The organism is Kocuria salsicia (assembly GCF_007681555.1).
GTDB lineage: Bacteria > Actinomycetota > Actinomycetes > Actinomycetales > Micrococcaceae > Kocuria > Kocuria salsicia.
The window spans coordinates 86737-106351 of the sequence record NZ_VELE01000002.1 but is presented as its reverse complement, the minus strand read 5'-3'; the positions used below and the strand labels follow the sequence as shown (position 1 = coordinate 106351).

Below are 19615 nucleotides of genomic sequence, written 5' to 3'. Positions count from 1 at the left end.
CTGACGGCCCCGGCCTTCGCAGGCGGGGCGCGCAAGGGTGACCGGCAGGGGGTGGGCGTCGTCGTCCTCACCGGAGACGACGCTCGGATCGCGGCCCTGACGCCCCGTGCGGGGCGGTCTGCACATGCCGCGGGCGCGGTGCTCGGCCGGTTTGACGGGGTGCCTAAACTGGCCCAGTGGCCGGACTGATCAAGCGCGAAGACATCGACGAGGTACGGGCGCGCACGGACATCCGCGAGGTCGTCGAGCAGTACGTGACGCTCAAGCCCGCGGGCATCGGATCGTACAAGGGGCTGTGCCCGTTCCACGACGAGCGCTCGCCGTCCTTCCACGTCCGCCCGCAGATGGGCACGTACCACTGCTTCGGCTGCGACGAGTCCGGGGACGTGATCGCGTTCCTCATGGAGATGGACCACACCCCCTTCACGGAGACCGTGGAGCGGCTGGCCGCGCGCATTGGCTACGAGCTGCACTACGAACAGGGCGGGGCACCCAACCGCGAGGAGGTGGGCCGCCGGCAGCGCCTGCTGGACGCCCACAAGGTGGCCGCCGAGTTCTTCCAGCGCAACCTCTACACACGTCAGGCCGCCGCGGCCCAGAAGTTCCTGGGGGAGCGGGGCTTCGACCAGGAGGCCGCCCGCACGTACGGCGTGGGCTACGCGCCGCAGGGCTGGTCCCACCTGCTGCAGCACCTGCGCAACCACGGCTTCACGGACCAGGAGCTCAAGCTCACCGGCATGTTCTCCGAGGGCAACCGCGGGCTCTACGACCGTTTCCGCGGCCGTCTGATCTGGCCCATCCGCGCGGTGGCCGGGGAGGTCATCGGCTTCGGCGCGCGCAAGCTCTACGAGGACGACCAGGGGCCCAAGTACCTCAACACCCCGGAGACGCAGCTCTACAAGAAGTCCCAGGTGCTCTACGGCATCGACCTGGCCAAACGGCCCATCGCCAAGTCCAAGCAGGTGGTGGTGGTGGAGGGCTACACGGACGTCATGGCCTGCCACCTGGCCGGGGTCACCACGGCGGTCGCCACGTGCGGGACGGCGTTCGGGGCGGAGCACATCAAGATCGTGCGCCGCTTCCTCTCGGACGACTCCGCGGGTGGCGAGGTGGTCTTCACGTTCGACGGCGACGCCGCCGGGCAGAAGGCCGCGCTGCGCGCGTTCCAGGAGGACCAGCGGTTCGTGGCCCAGACCTACGTGGCTGTGGAGCCGAACGGCATGGACCCGTGCGACCTGCGCCTGGCGCGCGGGGACGTGGCCGTCCGCGACCTCGTTGACACCCGCACCCCGCTGTTCGAGTTTGCGCTGAGGGCCACCATCAAGGAGTACGACGTCAACAGCCTCGAGGGGCGACTGCGTGCCATGCGCGCGTGCGCACCCATCGTCGCGCAGATCCGCGATCCCTCCCTCCGCCCGGCGTACGCGCGGGAGCTCTCGGGCTGGCTCGGCATCGAGACGGACGAGGTGATGCGGGCAGTGGCCGCGGCGTCGGCGCAGCGCAGTGGTCCCGGCAACGACGGCGCCCGCTCCGGGCAGCGCGGCCAGGAACCCAGCCGCCTCTCCGGTGCCTCCCCGCAGGACGGCCGCGCACGGCCGGGCGACGTGGCACCCGGTTCCGGGTCCGACGACGATCAGGGTTCGCGGCCCGTGGAGCTGCCGGATCCCCGGGAGCCGGTGTCCCGCATGGAGCGGGAGGCACTGGAAGTGGTGCTGCAAGTCCCGGACCTCGTGCCCACGACCTACTGGGGGCACTTCGAGTCCGCGGGCATGACGTACCGCGTGCACCAGGTCATGCACGACGCCCTTGTCACTGCCCGCTCGGAGATCGGCGAGCAGGTCCAGGGCGGAAGGGTCTGGCTGGAAGCCGTCCGCAGCCACCTGCCCGATCAGCTGCACGGCTACCTGGCACAGCTGTCGGTCACACCGTTGCCGGCGGCCACGGAGCAGCAGATGCGTAACTACGCCGTGGGGGTGCTCACCTCGCTCGTGGAGATGCACATCAACCGGGAGAAGTCGGACAAGCTCGCGCACCTCAACCGGCTCAACGCCCAGCGCGAGCCGGACCTCTACCAGCAGCTCAACCGCGAGCTGCTGGAACTGGAGCTGCAGCGCCGCAGTCTTATGGGGGTGTGAGCCTCGGCATCTCGGCAGCGGCGGGGAGGGGCGCTGCCCTGAGGCCCGGGCGCTCAGGCAAGTTGAGGATGCCCGCCACGGGAGGTAGAGTATCGTCTCGTTGCGCGGAAACGTGCACGTTCCCCCGTAGCTCAATTGGCAGAGCATTCGACTGTTAATCGAAGGGTTACTGGTTCGAGTCCAGTCGGGGGAGCCACCACGGAGGCCTCCTCCCCGGAAGGGGAGGGGGCCTTTTTCGTGCCCTCTTCCGCCCGGACCGGTTCGGCCGTGCCAGATCCCCTGTGGCCTCGTGGCCCTGTGACGGAGCGGTGGTGTGCGTCCGCCCTCCCGCGTCTAGGGTGTGAGTGCGCGACCGCGGGAGGTTCCGGTCATATGCAACGGATCCTGCGCCGTCACACCACCCCTGATCTCCTGGCCCAAGGACTTCCGCGATGACCGACTTCGAGTCAACCTCTTCACCACAGGCCGCCGCCTCCGGATGCGGCGCCACCGCCGTGCAGCAGAGCCCGGAACCACAGTCCCCAGCGCCGCAGGCACCGGCCCCCGCTCCCACGCCGCGGCAGATGTGGCACGACCCCTACGGCCGGTCCGCCATCCGGGCGCTGCAGACGCTGATCCTGGCAGTGGCGATCGGGCTGGTCGTGTGGCTGGCCGCAACGCTGAAGATCGTGGTGCTGCCGCTGCTCCTGGCCGTCATCATCGCGTCGGCCATGCACCCGATCATGCGGTTCCTCCGTAGGCGGGCCGGTTTCAACCGCATCTGGTCGGCGATCACCGGTCTGCTGGGCATCCTGGTGGGACTGGGCGCCGTGCTGTTCGGCATCGCGCTGACGGTGCGCAACGAGTGGTCCGACCTCGCGCAGAAGACCCAGGAGGGCGTGAACAAGCTGGTGGAGATCCTCACCGGCTGGGGCATCCCGCTGGACAACACCCACCTGAACGAGTACTTCACCCAGGCCACCGAGTTCCTCAAGAACAGTGGTGCAGAGTCCAGCGCACTGTCCGGTGTCTCCGTGGTCACGGAGATCCTCACCGGTGCGCTGCTGATGATTGTGATGCTGTTCTTCTTCCTGCTGGACGGAGAACGCATGGCCGGTTTCCTGGTGGGGTTCCTGCCGGAGCGGCTGAGGGAGCGGGCCAACCAGGCCGGGCGCGCCTCCGTGCACGTGCTGGGCAGGTACATCCGGGGCACCGTGGTCATCGCGGCTTTCGCAGCTGTGTGCGACCTGATCACGATGCTCGTCATGCGGGTGCCGCTGGCCTTCCCCCTGGCTGCCCTGATCTTCCTGGGCGCCTTCATCCCCATCGTCGGAGCCCTGGTCACCGGGCTGGCGGCCGCACTGGTGGCGCTGGTGGCGGCCGGGCCGGTCGCCTCGATCGTGCTGGTCGTCGTGGTGATCCTCGTGAACCAGGTCGAGCACCACATCCTCCAGCCCAAGGTCATGGGCACCGCACTGGGCCTGCACGGCATCGTGATCATCGCGGCCCTGGCCATCGGCGCACACGAGGGCGGGGTGGCCGGCGCGCTGCTGGCGGTTCCCCTCACAGCGGTGGTCTGGGCCAGCTTCAAGACCTTCCGGGACATGCGCGACGGCGCCCCGGGCAAGTTGCCCGCAGAGGATGACGAGGCGGCACCGGCCGTGCGGGCCTGACCCAGCACCGTCGTCCCTCCCACCGCATGGCCGCGCGCCGGGGCGCGCGATCACCCCACTCATCTCACCTGGTGAACCGCTCGCCTGTGAAGATGCCCGGAATTTCCCCACCCCCTAGTGTTGAGACCCGCATCACAGGTAGTGGAGGAGGATCACCGTGACGGAACAGACCCCGGCCGAGGGAGTGGGTATCGTTCCCCCGCAGGTCAGCAGCACGCCCGGCGGGCAGGGCGCCGAGCGGCTGAGGCGCGTCAAGCAGCGCATCCGTGAGGCCGCGGAGCAGGTGCGCGACGACGTCGTGGACCTGAGCCACGCGGTGCACGCGGACCCGGAGATCGCCTTCGAAGAGACTCGCACTGCCGCGAAGCTCACCACGGTCCTGGAACGGCACGGTTTCAGTGTGGAGACCGGGGTGGCGAACCTGGACACAGCGTTCGTGGCGTCCTACGGGACGGGACCGTTCGTCGTCGGCATCTGCGCGGAGATGGACGCGCTGCCCGGCGTGGGGCACGCGTGCGGACACAACATCATTGCCGCCTCAGGCGTGCTGGCGGGGATCAGCCTGGCCCCGGTCGCGGACGAGCTGGACCTCACCGTGAAGGTCTTCGGCACCCCCGCCGAGGAGTACGGCGGCGGCAAGATCCTCATGCTGAACGAGGGTGTCTTCGACGGCGTCCACGCGGCCATGATGCTGCACCCCGGCGAGGAGGAGAACGCGGTCCACGTCACGCGCGCCGTCGTGGACCTGGAGATCGAGTACACGGGCAAGCCCGCCCACTCCGCCGAGGCGCCGCACCAGGGCGTCAACGCGGGGGACGCCGCCACCGTGGCGCAGGTGGCCATCGGGCTGCTGCGCCAGCACCTGCAGCCCGGCGAGCTGGTGCACGGCATCGTGCGCAGCGCCGGGGACGCCCCCAACGTGGTCCCGCACCGCGCCCGCCTGGCCTACGACGCCCGCGCGGACACCCTCGCCCAGCTCGAGGGCCCCGGCGGCGCCAAGGAACGCCTGCTGCGCTGCTTCGAGGCCGGTGCCCTGGCCACCGGCTGCACGCTGGAGGTCCACGACGACTGGCCCGCGTTCTCCGAGTTCCGCAACGACGACCCCATGGTCGCCGCGTACCGGGCCAACGCCGAGTCCCTCGGCCGGGCGTTCACGGATGCGCCCATGAGCCGACGACGCCGCCTGGCCGGCTCCACGGACATGGCCAACGTCTCGCTGCGGATCCCCGCGATCCACCCCACCATCCTGGTGGAGGCCGGGGGTGCCACGTGCCACGAACCCGAGTTCGAGCGCTACTGCGCGCTGCCCGCGGCAGATACCGCGATGTGGGAGGGCGGTCTGAGCCTGGCCTGGACCGCCGCGGACATGGCCGCGGACCCCGCCCAGCGCGAACGCCTGGCCCGTACCGCGGAGGAGCTGGCGTCCCGTGACTGATCCCCACACCCACGGCAGCACCCCGGGCCCCGCGGCGTCGTCGCCCGGCGGTGCGGCCCCGGAGAGCAACCGGAGCCTCGCTGACCGGGCGCGGGAGTCCACGCCCACAGCGGCGCAGACCATCGTGCCGCGCCGCTAGAGCATCCCCGCCGGGCGCAGGGCGCTGTGGTGGGCGGTGTGCCTGTTCCCGTTCCTGGCCGCCTTCGTCCTGCAGTGGCTGTCCCCGCTGAACGGACCCCACCTGATCCTGGGCATCCCCGTGATCATGTGGTGGACCTGCATCCCGTGCAGCCTGCTGATCTGCCTGTTCCTGTGCATCGTGGAGTTCACGCGCACGGACCAGGACCGCGAGGAGGTCCTGGACCTGCTGGCCTCCCGGGTGGGGGACGAGCGCCGCGCGGCCGCCCGCGCCGACTCCGGCACCAGGGGCCCGCTGGCCGCGACCGGCACGCACCCCGCACCCAGCGGCCCCGAAGAGACCCCGTGAGCACCATTGTCGTCGTCACTCTGGGAGGCATCCTCCTCATCGCGGCGCTGGGCTTCATGGGCCGGCGCAGCCCGGACCGGGACCTCGCCGAGTGGACCGTGGGCGGGCACAACTTCGGCACCACCACCACGTGGCTGCTCCAGGCCGGGGAGGTCTTCACCACCTTCACGTTCCTGGGCACCGCGGGCCTGGTGGTCTCCGGCGGAGCGGCGTCCTTCTACTCCATGCCTTACGTGCCCCTGGGCTACATCGCCATGTACTTCATCGGCCCCAAGATCTGGCGCCTGGCCCGAGCCCGCGGGCACCTCACCCAGGCGGACTTCCTCCAGGACGTCTACAACTCCCGGTTCCTGGGCATCCTGGTGGCCGTGGCCGGCGTGGTGTTCCTGCTGCCGTACCTGCAGCTGCAGATCACCGGGCTGGGACTGATCGTGGAGCTCGTGACCGGCAACGGCTCCCTGGGCAACTGGTCCATGGTGATCGCCTTCGTCCTGTGGTCCGGGCTGCGCGGGGTGGCCACCACCGCGTACTTCAAGGACGTGCTGATGATCCTCATGCTGTTCGTGGTGCGCGTATCCGTGCCGATCCACTACACGGGCGGTTTCACGAACGTGTTCCACACTGTGCAGGAGCAGATGCCGCAGATGCTCTCGGTGCACGGCACGGGGGAATACGGCATTCCGTGGTACGTGTCCAACATGGCCATCAGCGCCATCGGGTGCGCCTTCATCACCATGCCCAACGACTGGCCGCCTGTGCTCTCCGCCCGCAGCTCCACCGTGCTGCGTCGCAACTACCTGTTCCTGCCGTTCTACAACACGCTGATCGTGATGCCCCTGGTGGTGGGCTACGTGGCTCTGGTGGTCCTGGGCACCGGCGCGGACCCGGACAGCTCCCTGCTGACGCTGGCCTCCGGGGTGTTCCCGGGGTGGCTGATGGGTGTGCTGGCGGTGGCTGGCATCGCCACCGCCATGGTGCCCTCCGCGTCCCTGCTGATCGCCACCGGCACCCTGGTGTCCCGCAACCTGATCCGCGCTCGCACGGAGAAGGCGCAGTTCGCCACGACGCAGGTCACGGTGGTGGTCGCCACCGCCGCGGCTCTCGGACTGGCCGTGGCCATGCAGGACCTGCTGGCCAACCTGCTCCTGCTCACGTCCTCCGGCATGGACCAGCTGGCCCCGGCCATCGCGGCGGCCCTGCTGCTGCGGCGCCGGATCGCGGCGTCGTCCATCCTGGCCGGTGCGCTGACGGGACTCGCGCTGGTGATCGGCTACACGTTCTGGTGGCACCTTCCGTGGGCCATCAGCGAGGGCATCATCGGGCTGGCCGCCAACATCGCTGTGGTCGCCCTGTGCGAGGCGTTCCGCCGCGTGCGCACCGGGCAGCGGGCCCCGGTGCGCTCCGAGGAGGAGCGGGAGCTGCTGCGCGCCTGAGTTCTGGAAGCGGCGGCCTGCGAGCCGCCCCTCCGAACGGTGCAACCGCACTGGGCGGAGGGGCGCTCTCCTCCACCACCGCTGCGAGGCCTGCCACGCCCCCGAGCACTCGAGCCCGCGCAGTGCCCTACTAAAGTGAGCGGTGCTGCGCTCGTGCAGTTCCACGACGACAGGTGGGTGATTCGGCTCCATGACCCTCGCGTCCCGTCGCCTCAGTCTGGTGCTGGCGCTGCTGTACTTGACGTGGCTCGCAGCCCCGCTGCTGAACCCGCAGCTGCATCCGTGGACGTCCTACGCCTCGGAGTACGTCGTGGCGGACCACCCCGCGGGCACGATGCCGCGCACCACGGACGGGATCTTCGGGATGCTGCTGATCATGATGGCCGTTCTGTCCCACTCTCGGCCCCGCACACCACGGCGCGGGCTGCCAGACGGGCTCGGTGCACCGAAGGCCGCCCCGACCCCGCGGCGTCGTGGGCGCTTCGCTGTCCGGGATCGACGTGCTGATCACCAGGATCCCCATCGAGGGGATCACGCAGCGGGCGTCGATGGTGGCTGATCGTCGTGTGGCTCGTTGCCGTGTCCGGTCTTCCCGTGGTCGACCGGGTGCGGACGTCGCTCGAAACGACCCCGGCATGGGCACCCCCACGGGAGCGCTGTGGCGGGAGCACCTGCGGGAGCTCGTCGTCATGGGCGAGCCGACCCGCGTGCTGGACATCGGCTCCGGACCCGTTGTTGCGTGCTGCTCGGGCGTGGCCTCCGTGCTGTGGGACTGGGCCCCCGTGGTCGAGCTGCTGCGAGGGGAGCACCGTGTGATCGTGCTGGACCGCCCCGGATACGCGCCGGGCCAGCAGGTCTCCGAGACACTCCCGACCCTCGATACCGAGGCGGCCCGACTGCTCGCGGTCCTCACCGCGCTGGGAGCCACTGGCCCGGTGACGGCAGTGGGCCACTCCTTCGGCGCGGCGGTCGTGGAGGCGGCGGCCCGCCTCCATCCCGGCAGGCTGGGGTCCCTGGTGTTCCTGGACGGCTCTGTCCCCGAGGCCGAGGGCGCGGACTGGGCGCACGACGGGGCCCGCGCCGCTGGCCGCTTCCGTCACGGCACCCACCCCGCGGTTCGATCCACGTCCGTGCGGGTGCTCTGGCAACTGGTGGGGCCCGCCGTCTCGGTGGCGCTAGTCCCAGGACGGCGGGGCGTGGCGCGGGCGATGGGCGGACTGCGCGCCGAGGGCTCCTCCTCGAACATCCTGCTGGCCTCGCTGCGCGACCTCGCGGGCTACGTGGCCTGCATGAACCGGCTCCACGAACTGCGCGGTCGCATGCCCCTGGAATCCGGGGTGCCCCTCACGGTCGTGGCCGCCAACGGCCGCGTACCCCGCCCGGGGCTCAGCCGGTGGGCTCGCCACGTCCTGGCCCAGGCCGCCCGGCTTGCGCAGGAGACCTCCGTGCGCCGCGTGGTGGTGTCCCGCAGCGGCCACTTCGTGATGCTTGACCAGCCCCGTCGCACCGTCGAGCTGATCGCCGAGGCCGCTCGCTGACCCCCGGCCATCCGCGGACACCGCTCGGTACGTCTGGGCAGCTCTCACCAGCGGGGCCTGAGCGACGGCGGGATCGTCGTGCGGATTTGGCCCCTGCTGGGGGCCGCAGCCCTGGGGCTCGTGCCGTTCACGGCGTCATCGAACGTCCTGGGCGGTCACGGCACGGCGGCGCGAGCTCAGTGCTCATGGGCTGGCGGTGGGGGACCTGTGGGGCCGTCCAGCAGCGGTCCAGCGGAGATCGTTGCGTTCTCATGGTCTACCCCGACACCGGCCACCGCTACGCCGGGGTGGTCCGCTCAGTGTTCGAACACGTGCGGCCCGTCACCGACTACACGCCGCACCGCCTGGTCTCCCGGGGGCAGGCCCAGCGGCTGCCCTGGTACTGCGTTCACTGGGGCGGCTCGGTGCCCGGTCAGGGTCTCAGATGACGTGCTCCTCCCGGGCGCGGCTGACCGCTGCGGTGCGGTTGTCCACGCCGAGCTTGTCGTAGATGTGCACCAGGTGCGTCTTCACAGTGGCCTCGGAGATGAAAAGGGACTTCGCCAGCGCCCGGTTGGACGCGCCCGTGGCGAGCCCGCGGAGGATGTCGATCTCGCGCGCGCTCAGGGTGGCCCCCGGCGCGCGCACGCGGCTCACCAGGTGGGCGGTCACTGACGGCGAAAGCACCGGACGCCCCGCCGCGGCATCGTGCACCGCCTGCCCGATGGTCGCGGGCTGGGCGTCCTTGAGCAGGTAGCCGGTGGCGCCGGCCTCGAGGGCAGCGACGACGTCCGCCTGGGTGTCGTACGTGGTCAGGATCAGCACGGGCGGTCCACCGGACGCGACGATCCGCCGGGTAGCCTCCAGCCCGCCCATGCCCTGCCCCATCTGCAGGTCCATGACCACCACGTCCACCCCGTGCGCCGGGCGCGCGAGCACGTCCAGCGCGCCGCGCCCGTCCTGCGCCTCCGCACACACGGTGATGTCCCCGAGGGACTCGAGCACGGCGCGCAACCCGGCGCGCACCACGGGGTGGTCGTCCACCAGCAGCACCTGGGTGGTCATGAGGGACTCCTGTCTCCGGGGGTGTGGTGGGGCGGTGCGGGCAACGACGACGCCGCGTCCGCGAGCGGCAGCCGCACGTTCACCACGGTGCCGCCGTGCGGTTCGGACTCCACCGTCAGCTCGGCGCCCAGCTCCTCCGTGCGGCGTCGGAGGTGGGAGAGGCCGTAGGAGTCGTCGCGCCCCCGGCGAGCCGCTGCGCGGGGGTCGAAGCCCACGCCGTCGTCCACGACGTCCAGGGTCACGGCGTCCTCCCACCCCGCGAGCGTGACCACCGCGCGGGAGGCGTGCGCGTGGGAGGTCACGTTCGCCAGGGTGGACTGTGCCGCACGGATGAACAGGGTCCGCTGGGGACCCGTGAGCTCGGGGAGCTCGCCCTGCACCGAGAACTCGCACGTGAGCCCGGTGCCCGCGGCACGCGCGCCCTCCTCGGTGCGGTGGCAGACCTCCGAGAGCGCACCGGGCAGGGACTCGTCCAGGGCGGGGGAGGCGAGGTCCCGCACGAACCGGCGGGCCTCGGCGAGGTTCGCGGCCGCGGTTCCCTCGATGGTGGCCAGGCGAGCGGCAGCGACATCCTGCTGGCCGTCCGCGAGGGACTGCTGGCCCGCACGGGAGACCAGCACGATGGACGTGAGCCCCTGGGCGAGCGTGTCGTGGATCTCCCGGGACAGTCGCTCCCGCTCGGCCATGGTGCCTGCCGCGCGCTCCTGGCGTGCGAGCTCCTCGCGTGTGGACTCGAGCTGACGGATGACCCGCACGTGGCGCTGGGCGTCCCGGTAGAGGGCGCGGTAGCCGTAGCTCACGAGCAGCGCGACCACGGCACCGATCGCCGGGCCGATCACCATGGGTGCGGTGAAGGACCCGCTGGGCGTGTGGAGGTACTGCGAAACCCCCACCACACCCACGAGCAGCGCCACGCACACCAGGGCCACCGGGGGGCTCAGCAGCACCGGGTAGAGGAAGAAGAGGGGGAAGACCACCCAGGAGAAGTCCGCGCTCTGCAGCGCGAGCAGCGCCCACAGCAGGGTGACGACGAACAGCCACGCCGGTGCCAGGCGCATGGTGGCGCGGCCCGCGCGGCCGCGCGCCACGCGGTTCTCCGCAATGGTTCCCGCCAGGTAGAACGCGGCGAGCACCAGCGCACCGCACAGCAGCGTCACCAGCGGGGCCGTGTGGCCCCGTGGCCAGCTCAGCAGCGCGCGCACGAGCGCGAGCGCGAGCAGCCCGGCGAAGCTCACGTGCAGCGTGACCCGCATGGTGCGCAGCAGCACGGGGGTGGACAGCTCGTGGCGCACGGTGTGCCTCCCTCGACGGTGCTCTGCGGACGGCGACGGGTGCCGGACGGGCAGCCGAGGTCCGTGGTCATGGTACGCACGGGCCACCCGGTGGACATCAACCGAACGGTTGATCCGCGGTTCAACCGCTCGCGCCCCGACCTTCAACCGGGGTGGCGATCCCCGCGTGCCGCCGCCGCCGGAGACTGGAGGCAGTTGTCCACCACACCTTCGTCACGGGAGCCACCCCATGTTCTTGTCCCTGAGGGACATCACCTTCGCCAAGGGCCGCTTCGCGCTGCTCGCCACGGTCGTGGCGCTCATCACCCTGCTGCTGGTCCTGCTGACCGGTCTGACCAACGGACTCGGTCACCAGAACACGTCAGCGCTCGAGCGCCTGGCTGCCCAGCACCTCGTGCTGAGCGCGCCCCCGGGGGATTCCGGCACGTCCTCGTTCACCACGTCGCAGATCACGGACGGCGAGCTGCAGAGGTGGCGCGACGGCGTGGGCAAGGACAGCGTGGAGCGCCTGGGGATCACCCAGGCCAGCGCCCGCAGCGGTGCCGAGACCCAGGACGCGAGCACCACGACGTCGCGCGCGGGCACCACCGCGGCCGCCGCCATCGCCCTGGAGCCGAGCTCGAAGCTCGCCCCGGACCTGAAGGCGTCCTCCGGCCAGACCCATCCGGACGAGGGCCAGGTGGTGCTGAGCAGCACTCTGGCCGACGACATGCACGTCTCCGTGGGGGACACCGTCTCCATGGGCGGCAAGGCCCTGAAGACCACCGGCGTGGTCGAGGACGAGTACTACAGCCACGTTCCGGTGGTGTGGATGAGCATGGCCGACTTCCCGGCGGTGGCCCACACCACGAGTGACGAGCAGGCCACTGCGCTGGCCCTGACCACGCAGGACTACCCGCAGGAGCTGCCTGGTGACACCGACACCGTGGCCATGAGCACCAAGGAGGCGTTCGCAGCACTTCCCGCCTATGAGTCCGAGCGCGGTTCGCTGCTGATGATGCAGGGCTTCCTGTACGGGATTTCTGCACTGGTCGTGGTCTCCTTCCTGACCGTGTGGACCATTCAGCGCACCCGTGACATCGCGGTGCTGCGCGCCCTGGGTGCCGACCGTGGCTACGTGGTGCGGGACTCGATCGTGCAGGCGGCCGTGGTCCTGACGCTGGGCGTGCTCGTGGGCGGCGCACTCGGACTGCTGGGCGGGCTGCTCGCGGGATCCGCCGTGCCGTTCCAGCTGAGCCTGGCCAGCGTGGGACTGCCCGTGCTGGGTGTGCTCGTCCTGGGCCTGCTCGGCTCCCTGCTCGCGGTGCGCCGCGTTTCCACCGTCGACCCGATGATTGCCCTGGGAGGTAACTGACCATGCACGCTTCCGACACCAAGCCCCGCCACCGCGCCGATGCCCACGGCCCCGCCGAGTTCGTGGGCCAGCACGACCACCGGCCCGAGCACCTCGCCGGCGACGAGCTCGAGTCCCGTCATGGGGGCCCCTGCGGCACCCGCCACGCGGATGCCGACGCCGCCGCGCTGGATGTGCGCGACGTGTGCCTCGAGTACCCGGACGGCACTGCGCGCACCGTCACCGCCCTGGACCACGTGCACCTGACGCTGCACCGCGGCACGATGACGGCGCTGATCGGGCCCTCGGGCTCCGGCAAGTCCTCGCTGCTCGCCGTGGCGGCCGCCCTGATCCGCCCGACCTCCGGCACCGTCACCGTGGCGGGAGAGTCCCTCACGAGGCTGCCCGAGAAGGAGCTCGCGAGGATCCGCCGAGGGCACACCGGCATGGTCTTCCAGCAGCCCAACTTGCTGGCGGCCCTGACGTCGCGCGAGCAGCTCGTGCTCGCCGCCCACATCGCAGGGGCCCGCGGCAAGGAGCTGAAGACCGCCGGGAAGCGCGCGGACGAGTTGCTCGAGCAGGTGGGCCTGACGGACTGTGGGGACCGCCGCCCCCACCAGCTCTCCGGCGGGCAGCGCCAGCGCGTGAACATTGCCCGGGCGCTCATGAACGACCCCCAGCTGCTGCTCGTGGACGAGCCCACCGCGGCACTGGACCAGGAGCGCTCACGCAGCATCATGGAGCTGCTCGCCAGCCTCACCCACGAGTTCTCCCTCGCATCCCTCGTGGTCACCCACGACACCGAGTTCGTGCCGCTCGCCGACGAGTGCGTGACCATGGAGGACGGCCGCCTGCGGTGACCGCACGGGGCCCGTGTGCCGGGCTCCGGCGGGGCCGGAGGCCTCCCGGGCGGATGGTAGTTTGATACCAGATCGTTCCATCACCACCACCACGCACTCACCGGAGGCGGCATGAGCCACGCAGTGGGCCCCAACAGCGGCCACTCACCCACCACAGGAACCCGCACCACCAAGAGGCCGGGGGCGGCGCCCATCACGGACGTCGTCAAGGTCTTCGTGCGCCTGCTCCCCAAGCAGCTCAAGGACGAGGCCCAGCTGGCCGTCCTCGAGCTCAAGGACAAGGGCATCAAGGTGGGTGTGGGCGCTGCGTTCGTCGTCGTCGGCCTGCTCTTCCTGGGTCTCGCGGTGATCGCCTTGGTCGGCGCGGCGATTGCCGGGCTCTCCCACGTGATGCCCGCGTGGCTCGCGGCCCTGCTGCTCGCCGTCGTGTTCATCGTGGTCCTCGCCGTCCTGGCTCTGATCGGTGTCTCCAAGATCAAGAACGCCATGCCGCTCGTGCCGGAGAAGACGATCTTCGGGCTGCGCTACGACCTCGGCGTCCTCAAGGAGGGCTCCGCGTACAACGAGGGCCGCGTCCAGCGCGAGATCAACGAGGCCGAGCAGAAGAAGCAGCGCGAGAAGGAGGAGGCCGCGAACGATCCGAACCGCGTCAAGCCGGTCAAGCCCACCGAGGAGCAGTTGCGCTCCCGACTGAAGCTGCGCCGCGAGCACCTCAAAAGCCTGCGCGACGACGCCCAGAACCGCGCGGACTCCGTGCAGGCCGCCACCAAGGGCTTCGTCAACCGCACCTCGCGCACCGTGAAGGCCACCCAGGCCTCCGTGAAGAGCATGTTCGCCTCCAAGGGCGGCACGCAGGGCGTGCGCGCGGAGGGCTCCACCTCTGCGGCGGACGTGCTCAGCGAACGCTGGCAGCCGCTGGCCGTCGCCGCTGCGGCAGGAACCGCGTTCCTCGTGTTCCTGCGGAAGCTTCTGCGCAAGTAGTTCGAGCAGCCCACGGGCGGCTCTGTCGAGCTGTTTCCCGAGGCACCGGGCCGGGTCCTCTTCGGAGGGCCCGGCCCGCGGCATCTCCGGAGTCCGGCGGGATGAGGTGCGGAGCGCGGTGGCAGCGGTGCCCCTACGATGAGTCCGTGGACCAGCAGAAGACGGGACGATGAGCCAGTGGATCGCGGTGGCGCTGGCGATCGCCTCCGCCGTGTGCCTCGCGGTGGGCACTCAGACGCAGTCGGCGGCCGTCAGGGGCGAGACCTCCGGGGCCCTGAGACCCCGCAATCTGGGGGCCCTGCTGCGCAACGGCCGCTGGCTGCTCGGCACGGGCCTGCTGGGGCTGGGGATGGCGCTGAACGTCTCCGCGCTGACGCTGGCCACCGTGACCGTGGTGCAGCCCATCGGTGTGGTCGCGCTGGCGATCACGACACTGCTGCACGCGCGCCACCAGCACCTCACGATCAACCGCCGAACCTGGCTCGCCGTGGTGCTGTGCACGGTCGGCGGCGCCGGATTCGTCGCGTGCGCCGTCTCGGCCACGGACCCGTCACGCAGGCCGGGCGCGGCCGCGGAGAACACCGTGGTGCTCATTCTGCTCGGTCTCGTGGTGCTGCTCGGCATCGCGGAGGTGGTGTTTCGCCGTCGCCGGATCAGCATGTTCTACGTGCTCGGCGCCGGGGTGCTCTACGGGTTCGTGGCGGTGCTCGTGCGCCTGAGCATGACCGCTCTCACAGCGGGCGGGCTCGGGGCGTCCAACTGGCTGGCCGTGCTGATGCTGCTGGTCACGGCCGTTCTGGGCGGCTGGATGGTGCAGTGCGCCTACTCGAGCGGGCCTCCGGACCTCGTGATCGCCGGGCTCACCGTGGTGGACCCCATGGTGGGGGTGGCCCTGGGGCTGCTTGTCCTCGATGAGGCCGGAGAGGGGCTCACCGGGTGGCTCGCCGCGGGCATGGGGCTTGCAGGTGTCGTTGCTATAGTCGGCGTGGTCCTGCTCTCCCGGTTCCACCCAGAGGTCATCCAGCGCCGAGCGGCCGCACGCGCCCGCTCGAGGACGCAGGATGGCGGCACCGGCCAGCAGGCGGCGTCGTCCCGGAAGGTCGCGCGCCCCGACCGATGACTCACGTACGGAACACAAGGCATTGAAGATTCTGATCACCGCAGAGACCTATCCGCCCGACGTCAACGGTTCCGCCCAGTTCGCCCGCCGTCTGGCGCACGGCATGCTCGATCGCGGTCACGAGGTCCACGTGATGGCACCCATGCCCACCAGCGGGGCGTCCCGGACCATGGACGACAGCGGCGTGACGGAGCACCGCATCCGCTCCCACCACGCGTTCACCCACCCGTACTTCCGGCTGTGCTTCCCCTGGGAGGTGGCCCGCGAGATCACCCGCCTGTTCGACGAGCTGCAGCCGGACGTGGTCCACATCCAGTGCCACTACATCCTGGGGCGGCTGGTCGCCAGGGAGGCGTCCCGCCGCGGGATCCGGCTGATCGGCACCAACCACTTCATCCCCGAGAACATCGAACCGTTCCTGCCGTTCCCCGAGTGGTTCATCAAGGGGTACCGCAAGGTCTCCTGGTGGGACCTCGCGAAGATCTACGACCGGTGCGACGTCATCACCGCGCCCACTCCGCTCGCCGTGCGGACCATGGTGGACAACGGCGTGGCGGACCGTGCGGTGGCTGTCTCCAACGGGATCGAGGCAGGGCACTACGAGGCCCGTGAGGGGGAGGACGTCGGACACCAGGACCATCCCGTGGTGCTGTTCTGCGGGCGGCTCGCGGTGGAGAAGAACGTCAACGAGCTGATCGAGGCCATCGCCCTGATCCCGCGGGAGAAGAACGTGCACGCGGAGATCGTGGGGGAGGGGGAGCAGCGGGACGGGCTCATTGCCCTCGCGCACGAGAAGGGGGTTGCGGATCGAGTGCACTTCCTGGGGTTCCTCACGGACGAGGAGCTGCGCCGTGCGTATCTGCGTGCGGACGTCTTCTGCCAGCCGGGCACCGCGGAGCTGCAGTCCCTCGTGACGCTCGAGGCCATGAGCGCCTCGAAGCCCGTGGTGCTCGCCAACGCCCGTGCGCTGCCGCACCTGGCTGACGAGGGCCGCAACGGCTACCTGTTCTCGCCGGGCGACTCCGGAGACCTGGCGCGCAAGCTGCAGCTGGTGCTCGACGCCACGCAGGAGCAGCGGCGGGCCATGGGGGAGCACAGCCACCACATGGTGTCCCAGCACTCCTTCACCCGCACGCTGGACCGATTCGAGTCCCTCTACAGCGGTGCCTCCCGCTGAGCAGCCACGGTTCGTTGCACCGGGGACGACGACGTCGCACGGGCACCGCACCCGAGCCCGGCCCCGTGGCGCACCACCGGAGGTCACGGTGGGGTACCGTGGTGCGGCGGCCTTCGGGTCGTCACGAGGGGCGGTAGCTCAGCTGGTCAGAGCAGAGGACTCATAATCCTTGGGTCGTGGGTTCAAGCCCCACCCGCCCTACGCGCACCGCCCTCCCGCCAGGTATCTCGCCCGGCGGGAGGGCGATTTCTTTGACCCCGTCCGAGCGGCGTCTCCGCCCGGTTGGCGAAGACGCCAGCCGCTTCCCGCAGGATCCATTTCCCGCAGGACCCGTCCCCACCCCTCCGGCTCGAACTGGCCGGACCTATTCCTCCCGCTCACTGCCGCTGCGGCACGGGCAGCAGGACCGAGGGTCGCAGATCGACGACGAACTGCAACGGATTGACGTACTCCCGGTCCTCTCGCACGCCCCAGTGGACGGCCGTACCTCCGGGACCGTGACCGGGCTCCGCCACCTTCCCGATCACCTGACCCCTGGTCACCCGGTCGCCACCGCCCACCGTGGCCAGGACGGGCTCGAATGAGGACTTGTGGCCGTCCCCGTGGTCGATCGTGAGCACCTCCCGGTCCACCACCACACCCGTGAAGCTCACCGTCCCCGCCTGCGGGGCGTGCACCTCCGTGCCCGGTGGAGCGTGCAGATCCACACCGCGGTGGCCCGGCAACCACTTCTTCGCCGGGGCTTCGAAGTGCCGTTCCACGGCGGGACGCGGGGACACGGGCCACGCCCAGCCCGCAGGTGCCGCCGCGGCGGGGGAGAGCGCCCCGGGGTGCACGAGAACCAGGAGCAGCAGCAGCGCCAGCGCCGTGGCACCCGGCAGCCCCGGTGCGCGAGGCTGCGGCACGGGCGCTCCGGAGGAAGGGACAGGAGGATCTGAGGGAGTCATGCCGCCAGGCTGGCGCCGCGGCGTCGTCGTGCGGCGACGTACCGCGGGATGTGGAGCGGGCACACCGCGCGATGCGCTAGACTGGACGGTGCAGTTGCCCTGCCATCGGTTCCTCATGCCCGCTCGCGGGTGGGAACAACGGCGGGCAGCTGACTTCGCGCGCGAGGGAACCCACCACGAACACGCTTCGTGCGGGTGCGTGCCCCTCGGTCCGAGACCCCCGTTCCACGGGAACTCGGTACGGGGCACGTGCGAGCACCTTCTGAGAAGGAGTGGCCCGCCGCATCGCGCCAGGGACCGGCACCGCCGGTCGAGAACCGTCAACCCATGACGGCCCCCGGGCCGTCAGATACTCACAGGAGACGACATGCCCGTCGTAACCATGCGCCAGATGCTCGACAACGGCGTCCACTTCGGCCACCAGACCCGTCGCTGGAACCCGAAGATGAAGCGCTTCATCTTCACCGAGCGCAACGGCATCTACATCATCGACCTGCAGCAGTCGCTGGGCTTCATCGACAAGGCCTACGAGGCCGTCAAGTCGACCGTCGCCCACGGCGGCACCATCCTCTTCGTCGGCACCAAGAAGCAGGCGCAGGAAGCGATCGCCGAGCAGGCGACCCGCGTGGGCATGCCCTACGTGAACCACCGCTGGCTCGGTGGCATGCTCACCAACTTCCAGACGGTCTCCAAGCGGATCGACCGCATGAAGGAACTGGAAGAGGTCGACTTCGACGACGTCGCCGGCTCGCAGTACACCAAGAAGGAACTGCTGCTGCTGCGCCGCGAGAAGGAGAAGCTGGAGCGCACGCTCGGCGGCATCCGCAACCTCACCAAGACCCCGTCCCTGATCTGGATCGTGGACACCAAGAAGGAGCACCTCGCGGTCGACGAGGCCCAGAAGCTCGGTGTGCCGATCGTCGCGATCCTCGACACCAACTGTGATCCGGACGAGGTCGCGTTCCCCATCCCGGGCAACGACGACTCCATCCGCTCCGTCTCCCTGCTGACCCGCGTGGTCGCGGACGCCGTGGCCGAGGGCCTCATGGAGCGCCACAACGGCAAGTCCAACGCCGCCGAGGAGCCCATGGCCGAGTGGGAGCGCGAGCTGCTCGAGCAGCACGAGGAGCAGAAGTCCGAGCAGGCCGCCCCGGCCGAGGAGTCCGCTCCCGCCGCCGAGCAGCCGGCCGAGACCGCTGAGCAGAAGGACGCCCCCGCCGCCGAGTGAGGCCGCGGGAGGTGTTCACCTCCCATTCTTCCCGGTGACCCACAGTGGTGACCGGAACCGCACCGGGCGTCCGAGGACGCCCGGTGCGGACACAACCGACAACAGAGGAGTTCACATGGCGAACTACACCGCTGCTGACATCAAGGCCCTGCGCGAGCGCACCGGCGCCGGCATGCTGGACGTCAAGAAGGCCCTGGACGAGGCCGACGGCGACACCCAGAAGGCCCTGGAGATCATCCGCGTGAAGGGCCTCAAGGGCGTCACCAAGCGCGAGGGCCGTTCCACCGCCGAGGGCATCATCGTCGCCCGCGCGGAGAACAACGTGGGCTACATGGTCGAGGTCAACTCCGAGACCGACTTCGTGGCCAAGTCCGCGCCGTTCGTGGAGTTCGGCAACAAGGTGCTCGACGCCGCCGTGGCCGCTGACGCCGCGGACCTCGAGTCCCTGCTGGCCACCGAGGTGGACGGCAAGACCGTCTCCGAGCTCGTCACCGAGACCGGTGCGCTGCTGGGCGAGAAGGTCGTCGTGCGTCGTGTGGCCCGCGTGGCCGGCGACCACGTGGCCGTGTACCTGCACAAGACCTCCAAGGACCTCCCCGCCCAGGTGGGTGTCCTGCTGGCCGTGTCCGGTGCCGACGCCGAGGCCGCCGCGCACGACGTCGCCGTGCACATCGCCGCGATGTCCCCGACCTTCCTCTCGGAGGAGGACGTTCCCGCCGAGACGGTCGAGAACGAGAAGCGCGTGGCCGAGGAGACCGCCCGCAACGAGGGCAAGCCGGACAAGATCATCCCGAACATCGTCCAGGGTCGCCTGAAGGGCTACTACAAGGACGTCGTGCTCGTGGACCAGGACTTCGCGAAGGACTCCAAGAAGTCCGTGGGCCAGGTGCTCTCCGAGGCCGGCGCCACCGCCACCGCGTTCGCGCGGTTCCGCGTGGGAGCCTGATCTCACC

19 protein-coding genes and 2 tRNA genes are annotated in these 19615 nt (G+C 70.5%); 18 read left to right on the top strand and 3 right to left on the bottom strand.

The window, feature by feature from the left end; translation table 11 throughout:
• Nucleotides 1–176: 176 nt before the first annotated feature.
• From dnaG to FS770_RS13680, 10 genes are all read left to right on the top strand, one after another.
• A complete protein-coding gene (gene dnaG, locus FS770_RS05320) occupies nucleotides 177–2135 on the top strand; it encodes a DNA primase (protein ID WP_145010483.1) in 1959 nt (652 codons plus the stop codon).
• 120 nt (nucleotides 2136–2255) lie between these two features.
• A tRNA-Asn gene (locus FS770_RS05315) sits at nucleotides 2256–2331 on the top strand.
• 235 nt (nucleotides 2332–2566) lie between these two features.
• A complete protein-coding gene (locus FS770_RS05310) occupies nucleotides 2567–3787 on the top strand; it encodes an AI-2E family transporter (RefSeq protein WP_145010480.1) in 1221 nt (406 codons plus the stop codon).
• Nucleotides 3788–3944: 157 nt separating this feature from the next.
• Entirely contained in the window at nucleotides 3945–5222 is a 1278-nt protein-coding gene (locus FS770_RS05305) for a M20 family metallopeptidase (RefSeq protein WP_145010477.1), read from the top strand.
• Entirely contained in the window at nucleotides 5215–5361 is a 147-nt protein-coding gene (locus FS770_RS13685; RefSeq protein ID WP_186366704.1) for a hypothetical protein, read from the top strand. Before FS770_RS05305 ends, FS770_RS13685 begins: the two co-directional genes overlap by 8 nt.
• Before the next feature lie 36 nt (nucleotides 5362–5397).
• On the top strand, nucleotides 5398–5709 hold the full coding sequence (locus tag FS770_RS05300) for a hypothetical protein (RefSeq protein ID WP_145010474.1): 312 nt from the start codon (nucleotides 5398–5400) through the stop codon (nucleotides 5707–5709).
• Nucleotides 5706–7142, top strand: a complete 1437-nt coding sequence (locus FS770_RS05295; RefSeq protein ID WP_186366703.1) for a sodium:solute symporter family protein — start codon at nucleotides 5706–5708, stop codon at nucleotides 7140–7142. The genes FS770_RS05300 and FS770_RS05295 overlap by 4 nt, the downstream gene beginning before the upstream one ends.
• A gap of 190 nt (nucleotides 7143–7332) precedes the next feature.
• Nucleotides 7333–7701: a DUF998 domain-containing protein gene (locus FS770_RS05290; RefSeq protein WP_222126490.1), complete on the top strand. Its 369-nt coding sequence runs from the start codon at nucleotides 7333–7335 to the stop codon at nucleotides 7699–7701.
• Between the two features lie 76 nt (nucleotides 7702–7777).
• The gene (locus FS770_RS05285) at nucleotides 7778–8680 is read left to right on the top strand and encodes an alpha/beta fold hydrolase (RefSeq protein WP_145010471.1); all 903 of its coding nucleotides are present in this window, start codon (nucleotides 7778–7780) and stop codon (nucleotides 8678–8680) included.
• Between the two features lie 251 nt (nucleotides 8681–8931).
• Nucleotides 8932–9108, top strand: coding sequence for a hypothetical protein (locus FS770_RS13680; protein ID WP_186366702.1), 177 nt, complete (start codon nucleotides 8932–8934; stop codon nucleotides 9106–9108).
• Here FS770_RS13680 and FS770_RS05280 read toward each other — a convergent pair.
• Together FS770_RS05280 and FS770_RS05275 are read right to left on the bottom strand one after the other, a co-directional pair.
• The gene (locus tag FS770_RS05280; protein WP_145010468.1) at nucleotides 9101–9724 is read right to left on the bottom strand and encodes a response regulator; all 624 of its coding nucleotides are present in this window, start codon (nucleotides 9722–9724) and stop codon (nucleotides 9101–9103) included. The genes FS770_RS13680 and FS770_RS05280 overlap by 8 nt on opposite strands.
• Complete coding sequence (locus FS770_RS05275) at nucleotides 9721–11016, bottom strand: sensor histidine kinase (protein ID WP_145010465.1); 1296 nt, start codon at nucleotides 11014–11016, stop codon at nucleotides 9721–9723. The genes FS770_RS05280 and FS770_RS05275 overlap by 4 nt, the downstream gene beginning before the upstream one ends.
• Nucleotides 11017–11245: 229 nt before the next feature.
• Between FS770_RS05275 and FS770_RS05270 the strand changes: the two genes are divergently transcribed.
• The 6 genes from FS770_RS05270 (at nucleotide 11246) to FS770_RS05245 (ending at nucleotide 16688) form a co-directional block, all read left to right on the top strand.
• Complete coding sequence (locus FS770_RS05270) at nucleotides 11246–12370, top strand: ABC transporter permease (RefSeq protein ID WP_145010462.1); 1125 nt, start codon at nucleotides 11246–11248, stop codon at nucleotides 12368–12370.
• A 2-nt stretch (nucleotides 12371–12372) separates the two neighbouring features.
• Nucleotides 12373–13209 carry an ABC transporter ATP-binding protein gene (locus tag FS770_RS05265; protein WP_145010459.1) on the top strand — a complete coding sequence of 279 codons (837 nt, stop codon included), beginning with the start codon at nucleotides 12373–12375 and terminating at the stop codon, nucleotides 13207–13209.
• A gap of 111 nt (nucleotides 13210–13320) precedes the next feature.
• Entirely contained in the window at nucleotides 13321–14190 is an 870-nt protein-coding gene (locus tag FS770_RS05260; protein WP_144942284.1) for a phage holin family protein, read from the top strand.
• A 169-nt stretch (nucleotides 14191–14359) separates the two neighbouring features.
• A complete protein-coding gene (locus tag FS770_RS05255) occupies nucleotides 14360–15310 on the top strand; it encodes a DMT family transporter (protein WP_145010456.1) in 951 nt (316 codons plus the stop codon).
• 22 nt (nucleotides 15311–15332) lie between these two features.
• Nucleotides 15333–16487 (top strand): glycosyltransferase, encoded by a 1155-nt coding sequence (locus tag FS770_RS05250; protein ID WP_244944763.1) that lies wholly within the window; start codon nucleotides 15333–15335, stop codon nucleotides 16485–16487.
• Between the two features lie 127 nt (nucleotides 16488–16614).
• Nucleotides 16615–16688: transfer RNA gene (locus FS770_RS05245), tRNA-Ile, on the top strand.
• 176 nt (nucleotides 16689–16864) lie between these two features.
• Here FS770_RS05245 and FS770_RS05240 read toward each other — a convergent pair.
• Nucleotides 16865–17392, bottom strand: a complete 528-nt coding sequence (locus tag FS770_RS05240; RefSeq protein WP_238694052.1) for a murein hydrolase activator EnvC family protein — start codon at nucleotides 17390–17392, stop codon at nucleotides 16865–16867.
• A 409-nt stretch (nucleotides 17393–17801) separates the two neighbouring features.
• Here FS770_RS05240 and rpsB point away from each other — a divergent pair, with 409 nt between their 5' ends.
• On the top strand, nucleotides 17802–18662 hold the full coding sequence (gene rpsB / locus FS770_RS05235; protein ID WP_144942282.1) for a 30S ribosomal protein S2: 861 nt from the start codon (nucleotides 17802–17804) through the stop codon (nucleotides 18660–18662).
• Nucleotides 18663–18777: 115 nt separating this feature from the next.
• Nucleotides 18778–19608 (top strand): translation elongation factor Ts, encoded by an 831-nt coding sequence (gene tsf, locus FS770_RS05230; RefSeq protein WP_055083987.1) that lies wholly within the window; start codon nucleotides 18778–18780, stop codon nucleotides 19606–19608.
• Nucleotides 19609–19615: the final 7 nt, after the last annotated feature.

Excerpts from the sequence above, each read along its gene's own strand:
- FS770_RS05310 (WP_145010480.1), top strand. The coding sequence starts at position 2,567 with ATGACCGACTTCGAGTCAACCTCTTCACCACAGGCCGCCGCCTCCGGA.
- FS770_RS05290 (WP_222126490.1), top strand. The coding sequence starts at position 7,333 with ATGACCCTCGCGTCCCGTCGCCTCAGTCTGGTGCTGGCGCTGCTGTAC.
- FS770_RS05285 (WP_145010471.1), top strand. The coding sequence starts at position 7,778 with ATGGGCACCCCCACGGGAGCGCTGTGGCGGGAGCACCTGCGGGAGCTC.
- FS770_RS13680 (WP_186366702.1), top strand. The coding sequence starts at position 8,932 with ATGGTCTACCCCGACACCGGCCACCGCTACGCCGGGGTGGTCCGCTCA.
- FS770_RS05280 (WP_145010468.1), bottom strand. The coding sequence starts at position 9,724 with ATGACCACCCAGGTGCTGCTGGTGGACGACCACCCCGTGGTGCGCGCC.
- FS770_RS05270 (WP_145010462.1), top strand. The coding sequence starts at position 11,246 with ATGTTCTTGTCCCTGAGGGACATCACCTTCGCCAAGGGCCGCTTCGCG.
- FS770_RS05265 (WP_145010459.1), top strand. The coding sequence starts at position 12,373 with ATGCACGCTTCCGACACCAAGCCCCGCCACCGCGCCGATGCCCACGGC.
- FS770_RS05260 (WP_144942284.1), top strand. The coding sequence starts at position 13,321 with ATGAGCCACGCAGTGGGCCCCAACAGCGGCCACTCACCCACCACAGGA.
- FS770_RS05255 (WP_145010456.1), top strand. The coding sequence starts at position 14,360 with ATGAGCCAGTGGATCGCGGTGGCGCTGGCGATCGCCTCCGCCGTGTGC.
- rpsB (WP_144942282.1), top strand. The coding sequence starts at position 17,802 with ATGCCCGTCGTAACCATGCGCCAGATGCTCGACAACGGCGTCCACTTC.
- tsf (WP_055083987.1), top strand. The coding sequence starts at position 18,778 with ATGGCGAACTACACCGCTGCTGACATCAAGGCCCTGCGCGAGCGCACC.